Origin of the sequence: Streptomyces gobitricini (genome assembly GCF_039532985.1) — a bacterium.
Classification (GTDB): Bacteria; Actinomycetota; Actinomycetes; order Streptomycetales; family Streptomycetaceae; genus Streptomyces; species Streptomyces gobitricini.
This window is the reverse complement of sequence record NZ_BAAASR010000019.1, coordinates 49,849-71,759: the sequence shown is the minus strand read 5'-3', so window position 1 is coordinate 71,759 and position 21,911 is coordinate 49,849. Positions and strand designations below refer to the sequence as shown.

The window sequence follows — 21,911 nt, the reverse complement described above, 5'->3', positions numbered from 1 at the left end:
ACGGAAGGGCTTTGCATAAAACTGCGACGCTGCGTATAGTCATGCCATCGACGAGGAGGGTCCGATGGCAGTACGAGCAGCAGTGGCAGGCGCGAGCGGATACGCGGGCGGAGAGGTGCTCCGTCTGCTCCTCGGCCACCCCGAGGTCGAGATCGGCGCCCTGACCGGCCACTCCAACGCCGGCCAGGCGTTCGGCGCGCTCCAGCCCCACCTGCTGCCGCTCGCCGACCGTGTCCTCGAGCCGACCACCGCCGAGGCCCTCGGCGGCCACGACGTCGTGTTCCTCGCCCTGCCGCACGGCCAGTCCGCCGCCGTCGCCGAGCAGCTCGGCGACGACGTCCTCGTCGTCGACATGGGCGCCGACTTCCGGCTCGAGGACGCCGCCGACTGGGAGAGGTTCTACGGCTCCGCCCACGCGGGCACCTGGCCCTACGGCCTCCCCGAGCTGCCGGGTGCCCGCGCCGCGCTGGAGGGGTCCAAGCGCATCGCGGTGCCCGGCTGCTACCCCACCGCCGTGTCGCTCGCGCTCTTCCCCGCGTACGCCGGCGGGCTCGCCGAGCCGGAGGCGGTGATCGTGGCCGCCACCGGCACCTCCGGCGCGGGCAAGGCGCTCAAGCCGCACCTGCTCGGCTCCGAGGTCATGGGCTCGATGAGCCCCTACGGCGTCGGCGGCGGCCACCGCCACACCCCCGAGATGATGCAGAACCTCGGCGCGGTCGCCGGCGAGCCGGTCACCGTCTCCTTCACCCCGACCCTCGCGCCCATGGCGCGCGGCATCCTCGCCACCTGCAGCGCCAAGGCGAAGCCGGGCATCACGGCCGAGGACGTCCGGGCCGCCTACGCCAAGGCGTACGCCGACGAACCGTTCGTCCACCTCCTCCCCGAGGGCCGGTGGCCGGCGACGGCGTCCGTCCACGGCTCCAACGCCGTGCAGGTCCAGGTCGCGTACGACGCGACGGCCGGCCGCGTCATCGCGATCAGCGCCATCGACAACCTCACCAAGGGCACCGCCGGCGGCGCGGTGCAGAGCATGAACATCGCCCTCGGGCTTCCCGAGGACACGGGTCTTTCCACGATCGGAGTCGCACCGTGAGCGTCACGGCAGCAAAGGGATTCACGGCCGCGGGCATCGCCGCCGGGATCAAGGCGAACGGCAATCCTGACCTGGCCCTCGTGGTCAACGACGGGCCGCGTCGTGCCGCCGCGGGCGTCTTCACCTCCAACCGCGTCAAGGCCGCGCCCGTCCTGTGGTCCGAGCAGGTCCTGAAGACCGGCGAGCTGAAGGCCGTCGTCCTCAACTCCGGTGGCGCGAACGCCTGCACCGGCCCCAAGGGCTTCCAGGACACCCACGCCACCGCCGAGAAGGTCGCGGAGGTCCTGGAGATCGGGGCGGGCGAGGTCGCCGTCGCGTCCACCGGCCTCATCGGCGTGCTCCTGCCCATGGACAAGCTCCTGCCCGGCGTCGAGAAGGCCGCCAAGGAGCTCTCCGAGCACGGCGGCGAGAAGGCCGCCATCGCCATCAAGACCACCGACACCGTCCACAAGACCTCCGTGGTGACCAAGGACGGCTGGACGGTCGGCGGCATGGCCAAGGGCGCGGGCATGCTCGCCCCCGGTCTCGCCACCATGCTCGTCGTCCTCACCACCGACGCCGACGTCGACGCCCCGACGCTCGACAAGGCGCTGCGCGACGCCACCCGCGTCACCTTCGACCGGGTCGACTCCGACGGCTGCATGTCCACCAACGACACGGTCCTGCTCCTGGCCTCCGGCGCGTCCGGGACCGCCCCCGCGTACGCGGACTTCGCCGACGCCGTGACGCAGGTCTGCGGAGACCTCGGCCGCCAGCTCATCGGGGACGCCGAGGGGGCGTCCAAGGACATCCGTGTCGAGGTGGTGAACGCGGCGAGCGAGGACGACGCCGTCGAGGTGGGGCGCTCCATCGCCCGCAACAACCTCCTCAAGTGCGCCATCCACGGCGAGGACCCCAACTGGGGCCGTGTCCTGTCCGCCATCGGCACCACGAGCGCCGTCTTCGAGCCCGACCGGCTGAACGTCGCCATCAACGGCGTCTGGGTCTGCCGGAACGGCTCGGTCGGCGAGGACCGAGACCTGGTCGACATGCGGTACCGGGAAGTGAAGATCACCGCCGACCTCGCGGCCGGCTCGGAGTCGGCGGTCATCTGGACCAACGACCTCACCGCCGACTACGTCCACGAGAACAGCGCGTACAGCTCATGAGCACGACACGCAAGCACACCGCTCTGCCCAAGGCGCAGATCCTCATCGAGGCGCTGCCCTGGCTCACGCGCCACCACGGCAAGACCGTCGTCATCAAGTTCGGCGGCAACGCCATGGTCGACGAGGAGCTGAAGGCCGCCTTCGCCCAGGACGTCGTCTTCCTCCGCCACGCCGGCCTCAAGCCGGTCGTCGTGCACGGCGGCGGCCCGCAGATCAGCGCCCAGCTCGACAAGCAGGGCCTGGTCAGCGAGTTCAAGGCGGGCCTGCGCGTCACCACGCCCGAGGCGATGGACGTCGTACGGATGGTGCTCGCCGGGCAGGTCCAGCGCGAGCTCGTGGGGCTGCTCAACCAGCACGGCCCGTTCGCCGTCGGTATGACCGGCGAGGACGCCCACACGATCACCGCCACCAAGCACCAGCCGCGGATCGAGGGCGAACTCGTCGACATCGGCCGCGTCGGGGAGATCACCCGGATCGACACCGGTGCCATCGAGGCACTGCTGGACAACGGCCGCATCCCGGTCGTGTCCTCGATCGCCCGTTCCGAGGACGACGGACATGTCTACAACGTCAATGCTGATACGGCGGCTGCGGCACTCGCTGCGGCGCTGGGCGCCGAAACCCTGATGGTCCTCACCGACGTCGAGGGCCTCTACGAGGACTGGCCCCACAGCGACGAGGTCATCAGCCGGCTCACCGCCCGCGAGCTGGAGAAGCTGCTGCCCGAGCTCTCCAGCGGGATGGTCCCCAAGATGGAGGGGTGCCTGCACGCCGTACGCAACGGCGTCACCACCGCGCGCGTGATCGACGGGCGCGTGCAGCACTCGATCCTGCTGGAGATCTTCACCGACGAGGGCATCGGCACGATGGTCGTACCGGATCCACAGGGGGAGTCATGACGGGTAACGAGCACCTGACCCGGCGCTGGCAGGGCGCGCTGATGGACAACTACGGCACGCCCCGGCTGCCGCTCGTACGCGGTGCGGGCGCCAGGGTGTGGGACGCCGACGGCACCGAGTACCTCGACTTCGTCGGCGGCATCGCCGTCAACGCCCTCGGCCACGCGCACCCCGCGGTCGTCGAGGCGGTGTCGCGGCAGATCGGCTCCCTCGGCCACGTCTCCAACCTCTTCGTCGCCGAGCCGCCGGTCGCCCTCGCCGAACGGCTGCTCCAGCTCCTCGGCCGCCCCGGGCGGGTCCTCTTCTGCAACTCGGGCGCCGAGGCCAACGAAGCCGCCTTCAAGATCGGCCGGCTGACCGGCCGCACGCACATGGTCGCCACGACCGGCGGCTTCCACGGCCGGACGATGGGCTCCCTGTCGCTCACCGGCCAGCCCGGCAAGCAGGAGCCGTTCCTGCCGCTGCCGGGGGACGTCACGCACGTACCGTACGGAGACGCCGAAGCGCTCCGTTGCGCCGTGACCGAGCGGACCGCGTTCGTCATCGTCGAGCCCATCCAGGGCGAGAACGGCGTCGTCGTCCCGCCGCCCGGCTACCTGAAGGCCGCCCGCGAGATCACCCGCGCCACCGGCACCCTGCTCGTCCTCGACGAGGTGCAGACCGGCATCGGCCGGTGCGGCCACTGGTTCGAGCACCAGGCACACGGCGTCGACGCGGACATCGTCACCCTCGCCAAGGGCCTCGGCGGCGGCCTGCCCATCGGCGCGACCGTCGCCTTCGGGGAGGCCGCCGAGCTGCTGAGGCCCGGCCATCACGGCACGACGTTCGGCGGCAACCCCGTCGCGTGCGCCGCCGGGCTCGCCGTACTCGACACCCTCGCCGCCGGGTCCGCGCTCGACGAGGTCAAGCGCCTCGGCGAGAAGCTGCGCGACGGAATCGAGGCTCTGGGCCACCCGCTGGTCTCCCACGTCCGCGGCGCGGGCCTGCTGCTGGGTATCGTGCTCACCGAGCCCCTCGCGCCACAGGTGCAGCAGGCGGCTCAGGACGCCGGCCTCCTGGTGAACGCGCCCGCTCCCGATGTCGTACGGCTCATGCCGCCGCTGGTCATCGGTGACGACGAGGTGGACGCCTTCCTCCGGGCCCTGCCCGGCGTCCTCAGCAGCGTGAACGGGGAAGGACGAGCCGGGGAATGAGACGACGATGACCGACGCACAGGAAACCGAGCACTGGGGGTCCCCCCAGGCGGAGCCTGGGGGAGGGCCGTCCGTTCCGCAGACCCGCACCGCACGCCACCGGCGGATCGTGGACATCCTCAACCGGCAGCCCGTGCGCTCGCAGAGCCAGCTGGCGAAGCTGCTCGCCGACGACGGGCTGAGCGTCACGCAGGCGACGCTCTCCCGGGACCTCGACGAGCTGGGCGCGGTGAAGATCCGCAACACGGGCGGCGAACTGATCTACGCGGTGCCCAGCGAGGGCGGCTTCCGCACCCCGCAGGCCCCGCTCGGCGAGTCGGCCAAGGAGGAGCGGATGCGCCGCCTCTCGGGTGAGCTGCTGATCTCCGCCGAGGCCTCCGCCAACCTGGTGGTCCTCCGTACGCCGCCGGGCGCCGCCCAGTTCCTCGCGTCCGCCATCGACCAGGCCGAACTCCACGCCATCCTCGGCACCATCGCGGGCGACGACACGCTGCTGCTCATCTCCCGCGACCCGGTGGGGGGCCAGGCGCTGGCGGACCACCTGCTGCGACTGGCGCAGAAGGAGCGGTAGCCACGTCAGGGAGCGCCGCTCGCACCGGGGAGCGGCGTTTTCCCGTCCGCCCCGGCGCGTCGCCGCCCGGGCCGCGAGGGGCATCCGGACCACCCGGGCCGTCCGGACCACGAGGGCCATCCGGGCCGCGGCGTGCCCGTCAGTACCGCACGATCGCCGTCCGCCCGTCCGTGTCCCCGCCCGGTCGTCCGCTCGTCCCGATCGCGATGTGCGGCCGGCGTGCCGGCTCCGCCCAGGCCAGGATGCGGCGCATCGCCTCCGCCGGCACGGCCACGCAGCCGGCCGTCGGCCCACGGCCCTCGACGTGCAGGAAGATGCCCGCGCCGCGCCCGCGTACCGGGCGGTCGTAGTTGAAGCCGATCACCAGGGCGTGCGCGTACCGCCGTCCGTAGGTGACGAGGTGCTCGGCCTCCGCCGCCCGGCAGTCCGGGGGCAGGCCCTCCACCCAGCGGTTGTACGCGCGGGACCGGTTGTCCTGGCACCACCAGGAGTCGCGCGTCACGCGGCGGTACCGGACGCCCGCGCCCGGCGGCGCGGCGTCGATGCCGAAGGCGTACGGCAGCGGGTACAGGCCCGTCGGTGTGGTCGATGTGCCCTGGCGCCGCCGGTCGCCCTCCACCAGGCCGTTCGCCCCGAACCGCGCGGGCGCCGCCCCCGCCCGTACCCAGCGCCCGCCGCGCCGGTCCCACCAGGTCACCGTCCCGGTGGTCGACCCGGTACTCGGGGCCTCGGCCGTGATCAGCTGCGTACCGCCGCCCGTGTCCGCCATACGCGCGGGCAGTGGTGCGCCGTCCCCGTGCGCGGCGGGGGCCGGCAGCAGGAGGGACGCGAGAACGGACGCGAGGACGAGACCGAGGCGCATGGCACCGGACCGTACGTGTCCCGCAGGGCCCGCGCCGCCCGGGCGCGGCCGATCAGGGGGGCGCGCGGCGCCGGTGTGCGGCGGGCGGAGCGCGGCGGCGGCAGCGGGAGGCCGGGGCCCGTTCGGGGTCGTTCCGGCGTGGTCCTTCTTCCGGCGGTACGCGGTGGGCTCCTCATCCGGCCTGCGGCCGGAGCGCTCGGCGTGCCGCGGGCCGTCCGCCCCGTGCGACGCGGAGGTGCCGGTGCCGTGTGCGGCGCACGCCGCAGGGGCCGGGCCGCCTTCCGGGGGAGAGGGGGAGAGGGGCCGGCCGGAGCATGCCCCCAGTCCCCCACACCTGCGTTGACAAAACATACGGCGCTCTGCATAGTTATACCTGTCAGTGAATGCACCGTAAGGAGAAACCCGTGACCGAGCGCGTCGTACTCGCCTACTCGGGCGGACTGGACACCTCCGTCGCCATCGGTTGGATCGCCGAGGAGACGGGTGCCGAGGTCATCGCCGTCGCCGTGGACGTCGGCCAGGGCGGCGAGGACCTGGACGTCATCCGCAAGCGCGCGCTCGCCTGCGGTGCGGTCGAGGCGGAGGTCGCGGACGCCAAGGACGAGTTCGCCGACGAGTACTGCCTTCCGGCGATCAAGGCCAACGCCCTGTACATGGACCGCTACCCGCTGGTCTCGGCACTCTCCCGGCCCGCCATCGTCAAGCACCTGGTCGCCGCCGCCAAGAAGCACGACGCCTCGGTCGTGGCACACGGCTGCACCGGCAAGGGCAACGACCAGGTCCGCTTCGAGGCCGGTATCCAGGCGCTCGGTCCCGGCCTGAAGTGCATCGCCCCGGTCCGCGACTACGCCATGACCCGCGACAAGGCGATCGCCTTCGCCGAGAAGGCCGAGCTGCCGATCGCGACCACCAAGAAGTCCCCGTACTCCATCGACCAGAACGTGTTCGGGCGCGCCGTGGAGACCGGTTTCCTCGAGGACATCTGGAACGCGCCGATCGAGGACATCTACGAGTACACCTCGAACCCGGCCGCCCCCCGCGAGGCCGACGAGGTCGTCATCACCTTCAAGGAGGGCGTCCCGGTCGCCATCGACGGCAGGCCCGTCACCGTCCTCCAGGCCATCCAGCAGCTCAACGAGCGGGCCGGAGCCCAGGGCGTCGGCCGGATCGACATGGTCGAGGACCGGCTGGTCGGCATCAAGTCCCGCGAGGTCTACGAGGCTCCCGGCGCGATCGCCCTGATCACCGCCCACCAGGAGCTGGAGAACGTCACCGTCGAGCGCGAGCTGGCCCGCTACAAGCGGCAGGTCGAGCAGCGCTGGGGCGAGCTGGTCTACGACGGCCTGTGGTTCTCGCCGCTCAAGCGGGCTCTGGACGGCTTCATCAACGAGGCCAACCAGCACGTCTCCGGCGACATCCGGATGACCCTGCACGGCGGCCGCGCCGTCGTCACCGGCCGGAAGTCCGACGAGTCGCTGTACGACTTCAACCTGGCGACGTACGACTCGGGCGACACCTTCGACCAGTCCAAGGCGCAGGGCTTCATCGACATCTTCGCCCTGTCGTCGAAGATCGCCGCGAAGCGTGACCTCGCGTAAGGACGCCTCGTTCGACAGCGGCCTCCCCGTTCCCCGTGGGCGGGGAGGCGTCGTACTTCCACAGCCTTGAGGAGCTTGAAGCAGTGAGCAGCAACAACGGTGATGTCCGGCTCTGGGGCGGGCGTTTCGCCGACGGTCCCGCCGAGGCGCTGGCCAAGCTGTCGGCGTCCGTGCACTTCGACTGGCGCCTGGCGCCGTACGACATCGCCGGCTCCCGCGCCCACGCGCGCGTACTCCACAAGGCCGGGCTGCTCACCGCCGACGAGCTGACGCGCATGCTGGCGGGTCTCGACCGGCTGGAGGCGGACGTGGCGGACGGCTCCTTCACCGGCACCATCGCCGACGAGGACGTCCACACCGCGCTGGAGCGCGGTCTGCTGGAGCGGCTCGGCCCCGACCTCGGCGGCAAGCTGCGGGCGGGCAGGTCCCGCAACGACCAGGTCGCGACCCTGTTCCGGATGTACCTGCGCGACCACGCCCGGATCATCGGCGGGCTCCTCGCCGAACTCCAGGACGCGCTCGTGGGCCTGGCGGAGGCTCACTCCGACGTCGCCATGCCGGGGCGTACCCACCTCCAGCACGCCCAGCCGGTGCTCTTCGCGCACCATGTGCTCGCCCATGTGCAGTCGCTGTCCCGGGACGCGGAGCGGCTGCGCCAGTGGGACAAGCGGACGGCTGTCTCCCCGTACGGCTCCGGCGCCCTTGCCGGCTCGTCGCTCGGCCTCGACCCGGAGGCGGTCGCCAAGGACCTGGGCTTCGAGAACGGCAGCTCGGGCAACTCGATCGACGGCACGGCGTCGCGCGACTTCGTCGCCGAGTTCGCGTTCATCACCGCCATGATCGGCGTGAACCTCTCCCGGATCGCCGAGGAGGTCATCATCTGGAACACGAAGGAGTTCTCCTTCGTAACCCTGCACGACGCCTTCTCCACCGGCTCGTCGATCATGCCGCAGAAGAAGAACCCGGACATCGCGGAGCTGGCGCGCGGCAAGTCCGGCCGGCTCATCGGCAACCTCACGGGCCTGCTCGCCACGCTGAAGGCGCTCCCGCTCGCGTACAACCGGGACCTCCAGGAGGACAAGGAGCCGGTCTTCGACTCCTGCGACCAGCTCGAGATCCTGCTGCCCGCCTTCACCGGCATGATGGCCACGCTCACCGTCAACCGGGAGCGGATGGAGGAGCTCGCCCCGGCCGGCTTCTCGCTGGCGACGGACATCGCCGAGTGGCTGGTCAAGCAGGGCGTGCCGTTCCGGGTGGCGCACGAGGTCGCGGGTGAGTGCGTCAAGGAGTGCGAGGCGCGTGGCATCGAGCTGGACCAGCTCACGGACGAGCAGTTCGCCAAGATCTCCGAGCACCTGACGCCCGAGGTGCGGACGGTCCTGAACGTCCCCGGCGCCCTCGCCTCCCGCAGCGGCCGGGGCGGCACGGCCCCTTCCGCCGTCGCGACCCAGCTCGCCGAGGTCAAGGCCGACCTGGTGATCCAGCACGCCTGGGCCACCGCCAAGAAGTAGCCTCGCCAGGTCACAGCGCCGCCGCCCGGTCCGCACGAGCACGCGTCGGCATCCGGGCCCCGCCAGGCCGGTGCGCGCGTCGACGTGTACCGGCCGGGGCGGCGGCGAGGTGTTCCCGCCCACCTTCTCATCGGCCGTTACCCGGTGATGTCGTCGCCCACCGGACGAACGGCCGGCCCGCCGCGTACCCCGTACCCCGTAGCCCCAGGACGTACCGCGTCTTCCGGAAGGCCCCCGCGAGGGGCCTTTCCGCGTTCCGGGCCTTTCCCGCCCGCCCGGGGCCTTCGCGCGCCCGGGCCTTCCGCGTGTCCGGTCGGCGTACCGCGCGCCCCACTCGCGGCGGATCATGTGCCACAACGCCCTGTCCCGCCCTCTAGGGGCCCGACGGGGTCTTGAATGAGACATTGATGTCTCAATTGGGTTATCGTTGTCTCATGACCGTCGATCGCGAACAGGTGCTGCGCACCGCCGCAGCCCTCCTCTCCCGTAAGGCGACCGCCACCATGGACGAGGTCGCCCGCGCCGCCGGCATCGGCCGCGCGACCCTGCACCGGCACTTCGCCGGGCGGGACGCGCTGGTCAGGGCGCTGGAGGCACTCGGAATCCAGGAGTTCGATGCGGCCATCGAGGCTGCCCGGGTCGACGACGGCACAGCCGAGGAGGCGCTGCGCCGGCTCATCGCCGGGCTGGAGCCGGTCGCCGGGCTGCTCGCGTTCCTCGTCACCGAGAACCAGCTCTTCGAGGGCGACCAGATGAACGAGGGCTGGGCCCGCCTCGACGCCCGGGTCGCCGCGCTCTTCCGGCGCGGCCAGGAGGAGGGCGAGTTCCGGATCGACCTCACGCCCGCCTGGCTCACCGAGGCGCTCTACGGCCTCATCGGCACCTGTGCCTGGGCCGTGCAGGACGGGCGGGTCGCCGGCAAGGATTTCCAGTACATGATCACCGAGTTGCTGCTCGGTGGAGCACGCAGGAGCGTGGAACGATGACCCGTACCGATCACCTCACCAAGGAATCGGAGGTTTCGCGCCGCCCGGGCCGCTGGCTGGCACTCGCCGTACTGGTCCTGGCCGTGCTGTTGGTGGCCGTCGACGCCACCGTGCTCGGTCTGGCGACCCCGTTCCTGAGCGAGGACCTCAAGCCGACCGGTACACAGCTGCTGTGGATCGGCGACGTCTACTCCTTCGTCATCGCCGGACTGCTCGTCTCCATGGGCAGCCTCGGCGACCGCGTCGGCCGCAAGAAGCTCCTCCTGACCGGCGCCGTCGCCTTCGGCGCTGTCTCCGTCCTGAACGCGTACGCCACCAGCCCCGAAATGATGATCGTCGCCCGCGCCCTGCTCGGCGTCGCCGGCGCGACCCTCATGCCCTCCACGCTGGCGCTCATCCGCAACCTGTTCCACGACCCGCGCGAGCGCAGCCTCGCCATCGGCATCTGGGGAGCCATGGCATCCGCGGGCGCGGCGGTGGGACCGGTCGTCGGCGGGTTCCTGCTGGAACACTTCTGGTGGGGCTCGGTCTTCCTGATCAACCTGCCGGTGATGGTGGTCCTCGTCCTCGTCGGCCTGAAGTACATCCCCGAGTCGAAGAACCCCGCCCCCGGCCCCTGGGACCTGCTCAGCGTCGCCCTGTCGCTGGTCGGCATGATCGGCGTGGTGTACGCGGTCAAGGAAGCCGCCGCGCACGGGCTGCGCGCCGACATGGCCGCCGCCGCCGTCATCGGCGTGGCCGCGATGGCCTGGTTCGTACGGCGCCAGCTCCGGCTGGAGGCACCGCTGCTCGACATGCGCCTCTTCCACCACCGGGGCTTCTCCGGTGCGGTGCTCGCCGACCTGCTGACCATCCTCGGCCTCTCCGGGCTGGTGTTCTTCCTCTCCCAGTTCCTCCAGCTGGTCCAGGGGCGTTCTCCCCTGGAGGCGGGCCTGGCCGAACTGCCCGCCGCCGTCGGAGCGGTGACGGCCGGCCTGATCGCGGGCAACGTCGCCCGGCGCTTCTCGGTGCGGTCGGTGGTGTCGGGCGGTCTCGCCGCGGTGGGCCTCGCACTCGCCGTGCTGACCCTGCTCGACCGGTCCACCGGCTACCCGGTGCTCGGCGCGTCCCTGCTGGTCGTCGGCGTCGGCGCGGGCTTCGCGTTCACGGTGACCGCCGACGTGATCCTGTCGAGCGTGCCGCGCGAACAGGCGGGCGCCGCGTCGGCGGTGTCCGAGACGGCGTACGAACTCGGCGCGGCGCTCGGTATCGCGGTCCTCGGCTCCATCGTCACCGGCGTCTACAGCGACTTCGTCAGCCCGCCGGGCGTCCCCGCGGCCACCTCGGCGGCGGCGCACGAATCGCTGGGCGGCGCGGTGGAGGCGTCCGGCGGCCTGCCGGACGCGACGGCCGGGGCGCTGGTCACCGCCGCGCAGGACGCCTTCGTCGAGGGCCTGCGCATCGCGGCCGGGGCCGGCGCGGCGGTCCTGCTGGCGACCGCGGTCGCGGCCTGGTTCCTGCTCCGGGGTCAGAAGCTGGAGGAGGGCGTCGAGCACCCGTAGGCACCGGAGCCGCCCGCCCACGGCGAAGGGCCGCACCCGGAGAGGGTGCGGCCCTTTCGCCGTACGGGGCGGTGCCCCTCGAGCCGTTACGCCGCCTTCGCCTTGGTGGCGTACACGTCCACGTACTCCTGGCCGGACAGCCGCATCACCTCGGCCATCACCGAGTCAGTCACCGCCCGCAGCACGTACCGGTCACGGTCCATGCCCTCGTAGCGCGAGAACTCCATCGGCTCACCGAAGCGGACCGTCACCCGGCCCGGGCGGGGGAGGCCCGCGCCGCCCGGCTGGAGCTTGTCGGTGCCGATCATCGCGAACGGCACCACCGGCGCGCCCGTCATCAGGGTGAGGCGCGCGATCCCGGTGCGGCCACGGTAGAGGCGGCCGTCGGGGGAGCGGGTGCCCTCCGGGTAGATGCCGAAGAGGTTGCCCTTCTCCAGCACCCGGCGCCCCGTCATCAGCGCGGCCACGCCACCGTTCGCGCCGTCCCGGTCCACCGGGATCATGCCGACCCCGGTGAAGAACCACGCCATCAGCCGGCCCTTGAGGCCCTTGCCCGTGACGTACTCGTCCTTGCCGATGAAGAAGACCTGCCGGTCGCACACGATCGGCAGCACGATCGAGTCGATGAACGTCAGGTGATTGCCCGCCAGGATGACCGGCCCGTCGCCGGGGATGTTCTCTGCGCCCTCCACCTGTGGGCGGAACATCAGGCGCATGGCCGGGCCGAGCACTGCCTTGATGAGCGCGAAGCGGGACAACGAGTCCTCCGTCGAAGTAGCCGACCACGTACGTGACCAGTATGTGCAGGTGAGGACGATACTCGTGGGTCCCACCCGGGCGCACACCGGGTTGACCGGGTCGATACACGGTGTTGACGCGCGTTTTCCCCGCGTTCTTCCGGGGTCTCCCGTACGTAAGGCACCGCTGCCTACGATCGGGCCCTTGCCAGACGGCCGTCCGGCCGTCGGACGAAAGACCGAGAATTGTTCACGAAGGAGCCTTCATGACACAGGGTGCGCACAGGAGTCCCGGCCGACGGACCGTGCTGGGAGCGGCGGTCCTCGGCTCGGCCGCCCTCTCCGCGGGCGCGGGCGCGACCGCCGCGCAGGCGCACGGACGCCCCCCGGGCGCGCACCCGCGCCTGCCCGTCCCGACGGTCATCGCACACCGCGGCGCCAGCGGGTACCGCCCCGAGCACACCCTCGGCTCCTACCAGCTCGCCCTCGACATGGGCGCGGACGTCATCGAGCAGGACCTCGTCCCCACCAAGGACGGCCACCTGGTCTGCCGCCACGAGAACGACATCACCGGGACGACCGACGTCGCCGACCACCCGGAGTTCGCCTCCCGCAGGACCACCAAGACCGTCGACGGCACCGTGCTGACCGGCTGGTTCACCGAGGACTTCACCCTCGCGGAGCTGAAGACGCTCCGCGCCAAGGAGCGCATCCCCGGCATCCGTCAGGAGAACACCGTCTACGACGGGCGCTGGGCCATACCGACCTTCGAGGAGGTGCTGCGCTGGGCGGAGAAGGAGGGCCGCCGCCGCGGCCGCCCGGTCTGGCTGTACGTCGAGACGAAGCACCCCACCTACTTCCGCAAGCTCGGCCTCGCCCTCGAGGAGCCGCTGGCCAGGCTGCTGCGGCGGTACGGACGCCACGGCGCGGACTCGCCCACGTTCCTCCAGTCGTTCGAGCCCACCAGCATGCGGCGGATGGCGAAGCTCGTCTCCACGCCGCGCGTCGTCCTGCTCTGGACGGCGGACGACCGGCCCTGGGACTTCCGCGAGACGGGCGACCCGCGGACCGTGGCCGACCTGATCACGCCCGAGGGCCTGAAGTGGATCGCGTCCTACGCCCAGGGCATCGGCCCCCTGCTGGACCTGGTCGTCCCGAAGGACAAGGACGGCAAGCTGGGCCGGCCGACCACGCTGGTGCGCGACGCGCACGCCAGGGGCCTGGTCCTCCACCCCTACACGCTGCGCAACGAGAACAGCTTCCTGCCGTCCGACTTCCGCCGCGGCACGGACCCGGCGGCGTACGGGGACGTCTTCGGCGCGTACCAGGCGTACTTCGCCACCGGTATCGACGGCATCTTCACCGACCAGCCGGACACCGGCCTGCTGGCCGCGGCGGACTTCCGCGCCGCCCGCTGACGCGGCGCCGGGGCGCGCCCCCGCGCCCCGGCCGCTCGCGCCCCGGCCCCCGAACCAAGCGCCAGCACCTGCACCGGACCCACACGCCACCACCCGCCCCCCGGACACCCGCGCCGGGACCACGTGCCCAACTCACCGCGGTGCCCGAACATCGCGGCTGCCGGCCCGGCAGCCGCGATGTTGGGCCCGCCGGCGTCAGCACACGGCTCCGGAAGTCGCCCGGATGGGGGGTTTCGGGAGGCGTCGGCAACCACCGGGCGGCCGTGCCGTGTCGTTCGCGGCATGACGCCCCCCGAAGAGACGCACCCCCGCGCCCACCCCGACCCCGCCCCCCGCCCCGACCCCCGCTCCCGCCCCGACCCCGGCCCCGGAACCGCCCCCGCCACCCCGGCCGAACTCGTCGGCGCCCTCACCGGGCTGCTCGCCGCCGAGTCGGCGGCGGAGGCCGCGGCGGCCGGCGTCGAGCCCGGCGACCTCGAACAAGCCGTCTGGCTCAGGCTCCTGGAGCGCCTCGACGGCGGCCCCGGCGTGCCCCGCCGGCCCGCCGACTGGCTGCGCCGCGCCGTCCGCGCCGAAGCCCGCCGCGCCCGGCGGACCGTCGTACGGGAACTGCCCTACACCCACGACCCCGTGTCGGACACAGAACCGGAGCACGCCGCGCTCGTCGCCGAACGGCGCCGGGCGCTGCGTACCGCCGTCGCCCGCACGCCCGTCCACTGCCGGCGCCTGCTGGCTGCGATGTTGTCGCCCAGCGACCCCACCTACCGAGAAATCGCAGGAGAGTTGGGTATCTCACAAGGCAGTTTGGGCCCAATGCGTTCCCGTTGCCTGGGATGCCTGCGCAGAATGCTCTCGCGGCAGAGGTTGCCGTTCCTGGACATCGGGGAAAGGAGCGGTAGACCCACAGGGCGGACAGGTGAGCCGGAGGCATGCATACATGGGCATGAGCGTGACCATCTCAGCGGCAAGCGCGCAGGACGCCGAACATATCCTCAAGCTGCAGTACCTGTGCTACCAGGGTGAGGCCGAGCTCTACGGCGACTACGGCATCGAGCCCCTCACCCAGTCGCTCGACGACCTGAAGGCCGAACTCGACCGTGGCCACGCCCTCGTCGCCCGGCTCGGCGACGAGGTCATCGCCTCCGTACGCGGCGTACTGGACGACACCGGCACCGCCACCATCGGCAGGCTCATCGTCCACCCGCGCCTCCGCCGCCACGGGCTGGGCGGCCGCCTCCTCGACGCCATCGAGGAGCACTTCGCCGCCGACCGGTCCCCCGCCGCCAAGCGCTTCCAGCTCCTCACCGGCCACCGCAGCGAGGCCAACCTGCGCCTCTACCGCAGGAAGGGGTACGAAACCGTCGCCACCCGCGACGTGGGCCCGCGCCTCACCCTCGTCACGCTGGAGAAGGCCGCTTAGCCTTCCGCAGCCACACGATCCCGGTCACCGGCAGCAGCACCGGGATGAAGACGTACCCGTACCCGTAGTCGGACCAGACCGTGGCGTCCGGGAAGGCGCCGGGGGCGGCCAGCGTCCAGGTGCCCACGGTCAGTACGCCCACCAGCTCGGCGGCGCAGCACACCAGCGCCGCCTTGCGGGCCGTCTCCCCGCCACGCACCAGCGTGTAGGTGATGAACACGTACACCACGGCCGCCAGGGCCGACAGCGTGTACGCCAGCGGCGCCCGGTCGAACTCCGTCGCGATCTGCAGCACCGACCGCGACACCGCGCCCACCGACATCACCCCGTACAGCCACACCAGCAGCAGGCCGGGACCCCGCGCCAGACCACGCCCCGCCATCTCAGCCCGTCCAGATGTCGTAGAGGCGTACTTCCAGCACCGCCAGCACCACCGCGCCGGCCGCGACGGTCGCCGATCCCCATCGGGTCCGCTCCGCCAGTGACAGGAAGCCCGCCGCCGGCACCGCGCACACCGCGCCGATCAGGTACGCGAGGAAGATCGCGGTGCCCTCGTCGGCCTTCTCACCCCGCGCCAGCTGGACGACGCCGACCACCAGTTGCAACAGGGCCAGCGCCGACACCACCGCCATGCCGATGAAGTGCCAGTCCTTCGTCGGCTGGTCCCGGTACGCGGCGAAGCCGCACCAGGCGGCGAGGGCGAGCGCGGCCACGGCGATCGCGACCGTCAGGGCGTCAAGCATGCGCCCGAGACTATTACGGGCCAAAAGACCCGGTGCGACCGCCCCCGGTAGCGGAAACGTAGGCTCCATGACCATGAGGATCGACGCCGAAGCCCTGCTGTTCGACAACGACGGAACCCTCGTCTCCTCCCTGGAGTCCGTCCACCGCTGCTGGACCCGGTGGGCCGAGGAGTACGGCATCGCGGCGGAGGACTTCGCCCGCGTCGAGCTGCACGGCCGCCCGGCCGTCGACATCATCGCCGAGCTGCTGCCCGCCGACCGGATACCCGGAGCCCTGGCCCGTATCGAGCGGCTGGAGGTCGAGGACGTACCCGGCGGCGTGGAGCTGCTGCCCGGCACGAAGGAGCTGCTCGCCTCCCTGCCGGCGGACCGCTGGGCCGTGGTCACCTCCGCCACCAGGCCGCTCGCCGAGGCCCGGCTGCGCGAGGCCGGGATCGACGCGCCGGTCGTGATCGCCGCCGACGACATCACGCGCGGGAAGCCCGACCCCGAGCCCTACCTGCTCGCCGCCGCGAGGCTCGGCGCCGACCCGGCGCGCTGCGTGGTCTTCGAGGACGCCCCCGCCGGGCTGGCGGCCGGCCGCGCCGCCGGGATGCGGACCGTGGCCCTGGCCACGACGCACGATCGCGGTGACCTGGTGGCCGATGTCGTCGTCACCGACCTCTCCCGGGTGACCGCCCGTGCCACGGCGGACGGAGTGGAGATCGACGCGGCCCCCTGAGCCCGTCCGCCCCGGATGGGTCCGCATACCGAAGGCAAGGCGTCCGCTATTCGGACAGCCATCCGGGCTCCGGCGAGGCGTCTGGTTTACTGGCCCGCATGACCACGACGAGCAGCCGCACCCTTGCGACCGAGGCGATGACGACGCCCGGTGCTCGTTGTATGTGTCGAATGTGCGCCTTCTGAGGGCCCCCGCCCGAGCCTCGCGCCCCGAAGCGAGACCCGACAGCCACGCCGTGCTCCGTACGCGATCGGACGGACCACGCCTGCCCCGCGCACGTGCCGCTCCCCGGCCCACCGGCCGGGACCAGCCGTGCCGCGCGTCGGACGACGAATGCCCCGTGCCCGGCGGACACCGCGCCGTGCACTCGACAGTGACGGAAACCCCTGTGATCACCACTACGGGCCTGACCAAGGTCTACGAGTCGCGAGGCCGCCAGGTCACCGCTCTGGACGGCGTCGACCTGCATGTCCGCGAAGGCGAGGTCTTCGGCGTCATCGGACAGAGCGGCGCCGGCAAGTCCTCGCTCATCCGCTGCGTCAACCTCCTGGAGCGCCCCACCTCCGGCACCGTGACGGTCGACGGCACCGACCTCACCGCGCTCGCCGGACGCGGCCGCCGCGCCGGGAGGGACCTGCGCCGGGCGCGCAGCCGCATCGGCATGGTCTTCCAGCACTTCAACCTGCTGTCCTCGCGCACCGTCCAGGACAACATCGAGCTGCCCCTGGAGATCCTCGGCGTCGCCGGCGCCGAGCGCTCCCGCCGCGCCCTCGAACTCCTCGACCTCGTCGGCCTCGCCGACAAGGCCAGGGCCTACCCGGGCCAGCTCTCCGGCGGCCAGAAGCAGCGTGTCGGCATCGCCCGGGCGCTGGCCGGCAACCCCAGGGTGCTGCTCTCCGACGAGGCCACCAGCGCGCTGGACCCCGAGACCACCCGCTCCATCCTCCAACTGCTGCGCGACCTCAACCGGCAGCTCGGCCTGACCGTCCTGCTCATCACCCACGAGATGGACGTCGTCAAGCAGATCTGCGACTCCGCCGCCCTGATGAAGAAGGGCCGCGTCGTCGAGTCCGGCACCGTCGCCGAACTGCTCGCCACCCCCGGCTCGGAGCTGGCCCGTGAACTGTTCCCGGTGACCGGCGAGGCCTCCGGCGCCGACCGCACGGTCATCGACGTCACGTTCCACGGCGAGGCCGCCACCCAGCCGGTGATCTCCCAGCTCTCCCGTACGTACAACATCGACATCTCGATCCTGGGCGCCGCCATGGACACGGTCGGTGGCAGGCAGATCGGCCGCATGCGCATCGAGCTGCCCGGCCGTTACGAGGAGAACGTCGTCCCGGTCGGCTTCCTGCGGGAGCAGGGCCTCCAGGTGGAGGTCGTCGACGAGGTAGCGCACGTGCCCGCGCAGGGCCTGGCCAAGGAGATCGCGAAGTGACCTGGGAAGAGATGCGACCCCTGCTGGAGCAGGGCACCATCGACACGCTCTACATGGTGCTGTGGTCCACCGTGGTCACCGTCCTCGGCGGACTCCCGCTCGGCATCCTCCTCGTCCTGACCGACAAGGGCGGACTGCTGCAGAACCGCCCGGTGAACAAGGTCATCGGAGCGATCGTCAACGTCGGCCGTTCGCTGCCCTTCATCATCCTGCTGGTCGCCCTGATCCCCTTCACGACCCTCGTCGTCGGCACCTTCATCGGCCCGACCGCGATGATCGTGCCGCTGTCCATCGGCGCCATCCCGTTCTTCGCGCGCCTGGTCGAGACCGCGATCCGCGAGGTCGACCCCGGTCTGGTCGAAGCCGTCCAGTCCATGGGCGGTGGCATCCCGACGATCGTGTGGAAGGCGCTGCTCCCGCAGGCCCTGCCGTCCCTTGTCGCCGCGCTGACCACCACGGTGATCACTCTGATCAGCTACTCGGCACTGGCCGGCGCGGTCGGTGGCGAGGGGCTCGGCTCCAAGGTCATCACCTACGGGTACCAGCGCTTCGAGACCGAGTTCATGCTCATCACCGTGGTGCTGCTGATCGTCATCGTCACGATCGTCCAGCTCATCGGCGACGGGGCCGTACGCCTGCTCGCCCGTCGCGGCCGCGCCGCTTCCTGACCACCCCCCTCCCGAAGAACAGCCCGCACTCCTTGTCCGGGTGTCGTCCGCACCACCAGAAAGAGGCACTTTTCGTGCGTAAGAACATCAAGCTCACCAGCGCCTTCGCCACCATCACCGCCCTCGCCCTCGGCCTCACCGCCTGTGGGACGGCCTCCGACCCGTCCTCCTCCAAGGGCGGCTCCGGCAAGGCCGACGCGTCCGAGCCGCTCGTGGTCGCCGCGTCCCCCACACCGCACGCCGACATCCTGACCTACGTCAAGGACAACCTCGCGGAGAAGGCCGGCCTCAAGCTGGAGGTGAAGGAGTTCACGGACTACGTCCTGCCGAACACCGCCACCCAGAGCGGCCAGGTGGACGCCAACTACTTCCAGCACAAGCCGTACCTGGACGACTTCAACAAGAAGAACGACACCACCATCGTCCCGGTCGTCAACGTCCACCTGGAGCCCCTCGGCCTCTACTCCAAGAAGCTGAAGGCCCTCAAGGACCTCAAGCCCGGCCGGACCGTCGCCGTCCCCAACGACACCACCAACGGCGGCCGCGCCCTCAAGCTGCTCGCCGACAACGGCGTCATCACCCTCAAGGACGGCGTCGGCGCCAACGGGAAGCTGTCCGACATCGAGGACAAGAAGGGCCTCGAGTTCAAGGAGCTGGAGGCCGCCACCGTGCCCCGCGCCCTGGACGACGTCGACGCGGCCGTCATCAACGGGAACTACGCCATCGAGGCCAGGCTCAGCCCCGCCAAGGACGCCCTCGCGCTGGAGAAGGCAGAGGGCAACCCGTACGCCAACTTCCTCGCCGTCAAGAAGGGCAACGAGAAGGACGCGCGCGTGCGCAAGCTCGTCGAGCTCCTCAACTCGCCCGAGGTGAAGAAGTACATCGAGGACACCTACAAGGACGGCTCCATCGTCCCCGCCTTCGGCGCGGTGAAGTAACCCCCGCCCCGGCGTCCCGGCCCCGCGCACCCCACCCGGCGCGCGGGGCCTCCGCCATGTCGACGCATCGACGCATCGACGCATCGACGGTTCGGCGGTCGCCCCATCGAGGTGCCGCCCCCTCGATGCCTCGCCGTGTCGACGTATCCGTATCGACGAATCCGTACCGGCCCGCCCTGCACATGACCGACTGCATGCTGCATGCTGTGCGTTCACGGCCTTACGGACGGTCCCCGGCATGGAGCTGCGCATGACTACCACCTTTCCGGACATCTCCATCAGCACGGAACGGTTGGTGCTGCGCCCCTACGAGGACGCGGACATCGCCGCGCACATCGAGATGATGAACGACGAGATGGTCGTGGCGTGGACCTCCGCGCCCCACCCGTACACCGCGGCGGACGCCGAGGAATGGGTGCGCAGGATCGCTCCTGCGGAGCGCACGGAGGGCCGCGGCGTCGTCCTCGCCGTCACCGAGTTCCTCACCCAGCGCCTTGTCGGAACCATCCGCCTCCAGAACACCAACTGGCACACCCGTGCCACCGAAGTCGCCTACATCACCGCCCCCTGGGCCCGCGGCGAGGGCTACGCCACCGAGTCCGTCCTTGCCGTCGCCCGATGGCTCTTCCGCGACCAGCGCTTCGAGCGCCTGGAACTGCGCACCGCCGCCGACAACACCGCCTCCCAGCAGGTCGCCCAGAAGATCGGCTGCATCAGCGAAGGCGTGCTGCGCAACGCCTGGATAGCGCGCACCCGCCCCGACGACGACCCCGAAGGCGGCTGGACCGACACCAGGACCGACCTGATCGTCTGGAGCCTGCTCCCCGAGGACCTGGAAGGTGTCGCCGACCAGCTCGCCGACACCGGTTACTCCTCGTTCACGGACTGGAACTGAGACCCGGTACGCTCACCAGCGTTCCCCTCGACCTCCACCAACATCCCAGGAGACAGACGAAGATGGCCGACCGGGTCACGGTGATCGGCTGGGACGGCTCGCCCCTCACCACGGCCGCCAGGTCCGCCCTCTCGGCCGCCACCCTGGTGGCCGGAGCCGGCCACCACCTGGCGCTCCCGGAAGTCCCGCCCACCGCCGAACGCGTCCGACTCGGCAGCGTCGACCTCGCCGCCCGCCGCATCGCCGGCCACCGCGGCACCGCCGTCGTCCTCGCCGACGGCGACCCCGGCTTCTTCGGCGTGGTCCGCACCCTGCGCGCACCCCAGTACGGCCTGGAGGTCGAAGTGGTGCCCGCCGTCTCCTCCGTCGCCGCCGCCTTCGCCCGCGCCGGCATGCCGTGGGACGACGCCAGGATCGTCGTCGCCCACAGCCGAACGCTGCGCCGCGCCGTCAACGTGTGCCGGGCCCACCCCAAGGTCGCCGTCCTCACCTCCCCGGGCGCCGGTCCCGCCGAACTCGCCCTCCTCCTCGACGGCGTCCACCGCACCTTCGTCATCTGCGAGGAACTCGGCACCGAGCGCGAGCAGGTCACCGTCCTCACCTCCGACAAAGCCGCCGACCACGCCTGGCGCGACCCCAACGTGGTCATCGTCATCGGCGGCGCCGCCGTCGCACAGGGCGGCGGGTGGCTGATGGGCCAGGACCTCGGAGCGGTACGCGGCTGGGGGCTGCCCGCGCACGTGTACGGCGGTGACCTCGGCACCGGCGAGTCGGCCGGGCTCCGCGCCGGGCAGCTCGCCCGCCTCGGCCCGCGCACCGGCGACCTCGTGTGGGACATCGGCTGCGGCGCCGGGGCGCTGACCGTCGAGGCCGCACGCTTCGGAGCGGCCGTGATCGCGGTCGACGAGGACCCGGCCGCCTGCGCCCGTACCGAGGCCGCGGCACGCCACTTCGGCGTGCAGGTCCAGACCGTGGTGGGACGCGCGCCGCACGTGCTGGAGCGGCTGCCCGAACCGGACGTGGTCCGTGTGGGGGGCGGGGGAGCGGCCGTCGTCACCGCCTGCGTGGACCGCCGCCCCGAACGGATCGTCGCGCACGCGACCACCCGTGACGAGGCCGAGGCCATCGGCGCGGTCCTGGCGGAGGGCGGATACGCGGTCGAGTGCGCCCTCCTCCAGTCCGTGGAACTCGACCCGGGCGCCTGGACGGAACGCGACCGCTCGGTCGTGTTCCTGCTGGCCGGGCGCAGGCCGGCGCCCTCCCCGTGACCATGTCACTACGGGACGGCAGGTAGGCTGGCCGATCGTTGTACGGCGGCCGGGTGTTCGACGACGGGTTCGTCAATGTCCGGAAAAAAGGGACCTCTTAGGGTCCCCGGTGTGGTACGGCGTTACCGGGGGGTGCGCAACGTGGCGCAGTCCACAGCCGACGGCGGCGGATCCCGCTGCCACGGCGGCAGAAGGCCGCGAGAATACGTGATGTCCGCGTGCCGTTCGTGCCGCGCGGCGCGCATGCTCGTTCTTGTTGGCGG

At 71.7% G+C, this 21,911-nt stretch carries 21 protein-coding genes and 1 pseudogene; 18 read left to right on the top strand and 4 right to left on the bottom strand.

What is annotated here, in order from left to right:
- Positions 1-64: 64 nt before the first annotated feature.
- From argC to ABD347_RS18400, 5 genes are read left to right on the top strand one after another with little or no spacing between them, the layout of a single operon-like run.
- On the top strand, positions 65-1,093 hold the full coding sequence (gene argC, locus ABD347_RS18420; protein ID WP_344362564.1) for an N-acetyl-gamma-glutamyl-phosphate reductase: 1,029 nt from the start codon (positions 65-67) through the stop codon (positions 1,091-1,093).
- Positions 1,090-2,241 (top strand): bifunctional glutamate N-acetyltransferase/amino-acid acetyltransferase ArgJ, encoded by a 1,152-nt coding sequence (gene argJ, locus ABD347_RS18415; RefSeq protein WP_344362561.1) that lies wholly within the window; start codon positions 1,090-1,092, stop codon positions 2,239-2,241. Before argC ends, argJ begins: the two co-directional genes overlap by 4 nt.
- Complete coding sequence (argB, locus tag ABD347_RS18410; protein ID WP_344362558.1) at positions 2,238-3,140, top strand: acetylglutamate kinase; 903 nt, start codon at positions 2,238-2,240, stop codon at positions 3,138-3,140. The genes argJ and argB overlap by 4 nt, the downstream gene beginning before the upstream one ends.
- Complete coding sequence (locus ABD347_RS18405) at positions 3,137-4,333, top strand: acetylornithine transaminase (RefSeq protein ID WP_344362556.1); 1,197 nt, start codon at positions 3,137-3,139, stop codon at positions 4,331-4,333. Before argB ends, ABD347_RS18405 begins: the two co-directional genes overlap by 4 nt.
- Before the next feature lie 7 nt (positions 4,334-4,340).
- Complete coding sequence (locus ABD347_RS18400; RefSeq protein WP_344362553.1) at positions 4,341-4,904, top strand: arginine repressor; 564 nt, start codon at positions 4,341-4,343, stop codon at positions 4,902-4,904.
- A gap of 139 nt (positions 4,905-5,043) precedes the next feature.
- Here the strand turns inward: ABD347_RS18400 and ABD347_RS18395 are convergent, their stop codons facing one another.
- Positions 5,044-5,766, bottom strand: a complete 723-nt coding sequence (locus tag ABD347_RS18395; RefSeq protein ID WP_344362551.1) for a L,D-transpeptidase family protein — start codon at positions 5,764-5,766, stop codon at positions 5,044-5,046.
- A gap of 404 nt (positions 5,767-6,170) precedes the next feature.
- Between ABD347_RS18395 and ABD347_RS18390 the strand changes: the two genes are divergently transcribed.
- The 4 genes from ABD347_RS18390 (at position 6,171) to ABD347_RS18375 (ending at position 11,402) form a co-directional block, all read left to right on the top strand.
- A complete protein-coding gene (locus tag ABD347_RS18390; RefSeq protein ID WP_344362548.1) occupies positions 6,171-7,364 on the top strand; it encodes an argininosuccinate synthase in 1,194 nt (397 codons plus the stop codon).
- Between the two features lie 83 nt (positions 7,365-7,447).
- Positions 7,448-8,875: an argininosuccinate lyase gene (gene argH / locus ABD347_RS18385; RefSeq protein ID WP_344362546.1), complete on the top strand. Its 1,428-nt coding sequence runs from the start codon at positions 7,448-7,450 to the stop codon at positions 8,873-8,875.
- A 434-nt stretch (positions 8,876-9,309) separates the two neighbouring features.
- Positions 9,310-9,861, top strand: a complete 552-nt coding sequence (locus ABD347_RS18380; RefSeq protein ID WP_344362543.1) for a TetR/AcrR family transcriptional regulator — start codon at positions 9,310-9,312, stop codon at positions 9,859-9,861.
- Positions 9,858-11,402, top strand: coding sequence for an MFS transporter (locus ABD347_RS18375; RefSeq protein WP_344362540.1), 1,545 nt, complete (start codon positions 9,858-9,860; stop codon positions 11,400-11,402). Before ABD347_RS18380 ends, ABD347_RS18375 begins: the two co-directional genes overlap by 4 nt.
- 86 nt (positions 11,403-11,488) lie before the next feature.
- Here the strand turns inward: ABD347_RS18375 and ABD347_RS18370 are convergent, their stop codons facing one another.
- On the bottom strand, positions 11,489-12,118 hold the full coding sequence (locus tag ABD347_RS18370; protein ID WP_425575696.1) for a lysophospholipid acyltransferase family protein: 630 nt from the start codon (positions 12,116-12,118) through the stop codon (positions 11,489-11,491).
- Between the two features lie 287 nt (positions 12,119-12,405).
- On the opposite strand from ABD347_RS18370, the gene ABD347_RS18365 reads away from it, so the two are divergent.
- From ABD347_RS18365 to ABD347_RS18360, 3 genes and pseudogenes are all read left to right on the top strand, one after another.
- Entirely contained in the window at positions 12,406-13,557 is a 1,152-nt protein-coding gene (locus tag ABD347_RS18365) for a glycerophosphodiester phosphodiesterase (RefSeq protein ID WP_344362536.1), read from the top strand.
- Between the two features lie 282 nt (positions 13,558-13,839).
- Positions 13,840-14,456 (top strand): annotated as a pseudogene (locus tag ABD347_RS30720) (sigma-70 RNA polymerase sigma factor region 4 domain-containing protein).
- A 38-nt stretch (positions 14,457-14,494) separates the two neighbouring features.
- Positions 14,495-14,977, top strand: coding sequence for a GNAT family N-acetyltransferase (locus tag ABD347_RS18360; RefSeq protein ID WP_344362533.1), 483 nt, complete (start codon positions 14,495-14,497; stop codon positions 14,975-14,977).
- On the opposite strand, the gene ABD347_RS18355 is transcribed toward ABD347_RS18360, so the two are convergent.
- Together ABD347_RS18355 and ABD347_RS18350 are read right to left on the bottom strand one after the other, a co-directional pair.
- Positions 14,955-15,359, bottom strand: a complete 405-nt coding sequence (locus tag ABD347_RS18355; RefSeq protein WP_344362532.1) for a hypothetical protein — start codon at positions 15,357-15,359, stop codon at positions 14,955-14,957. The genes ABD347_RS18360 and ABD347_RS18355 overlap by 23 nt on opposite strands.
- A 1-nt stretch (position 15,360) precedes the next feature.
- The gene (locus ABD347_RS18350) at positions 15,361-15,720 is read right to left on the bottom strand and encodes a hypothetical protein (protein ID WP_344362531.1); all 360 of its coding nucleotides are present in this window, start codon (positions 15,718-15,720) and stop codon (positions 15,361-15,363) included.
- A gap of 73 nt (positions 15,721-15,793) precedes the next feature.
- Here ABD347_RS18350 and ABD347_RS18345 point away from each other — a divergent pair, with 73 nt between their 5' ends.
- The 6 genes from ABD347_RS18345 (at position 15,794) to cbiE (ending at position 21,648) form a co-directional block, all read left to right on the top strand.
- The gene (locus ABD347_RS18345) at positions 15,794-16,441 is read left to right on the top strand and encodes an HAD-IA family hydrolase (protein ID WP_344362613.1); all 648 of its coding nucleotides are present in this window, start codon (positions 15,794-15,796) and stop codon (positions 16,439-16,441) included.
- Between the two features lie 388 nt (positions 16,442-16,829).
- On the top strand, positions 16,830-17,879 hold the full coding sequence (locus ABD347_RS18340; protein WP_344362529.1) for a methionine ABC transporter ATP-binding protein: 1,050 nt from the start codon (positions 16,830-16,832) through the stop codon (positions 17,877-17,879).
- The gene (locus tag ABD347_RS18335; protein WP_344362528.1) at positions 17,876-18,547 is read left to right on the top strand and encodes a methionine ABC transporter permease; all 672 of its coding nucleotides are present in this window, start codon (positions 17,876-17,878) and stop codon (positions 18,545-18,547) included. The genes ABD347_RS18340 and ABD347_RS18335 overlap by 4 nt, the downstream gene beginning before the upstream one ends.
- Before the next feature lie 74 nt (positions 18,548-18,621).
- Positions 18,622-19,485, top strand: a complete 864-nt coding sequence (locus tag ABD347_RS18330) for a MetQ/NlpA family ABC transporter substrate-binding protein (RefSeq protein WP_344362525.1) — start codon at positions 18,622-18,624, stop codon at positions 19,483-19,485.
- A 238-nt stretch (positions 19,486-19,723) separates the two neighbouring features.
- Complete coding sequence (locus ABD347_RS18325; protein ID WP_425575693.1) at positions 19,724-20,380, top strand: GNAT family N-acetyltransferase; 657 nt, start codon at positions 19,724-19,726, stop codon at positions 20,378-20,380.
- Positions 20,381-20,442: 62 nt separating this feature from the next.
- Positions 20,443-21,648, top strand: coding sequence for a precorrin-6y C5,15-methyltransferase (decarboxylating) subunit CbiE (cbiE, locus tag ABD347_RS18320; RefSeq protein ID WP_344362520.1), 1,206 nt, complete (start codon positions 20,443-20,445; stop codon positions 21,646-21,648).
- Positions 21,649-21,911 lie beyond the last annotated feature (263 nt).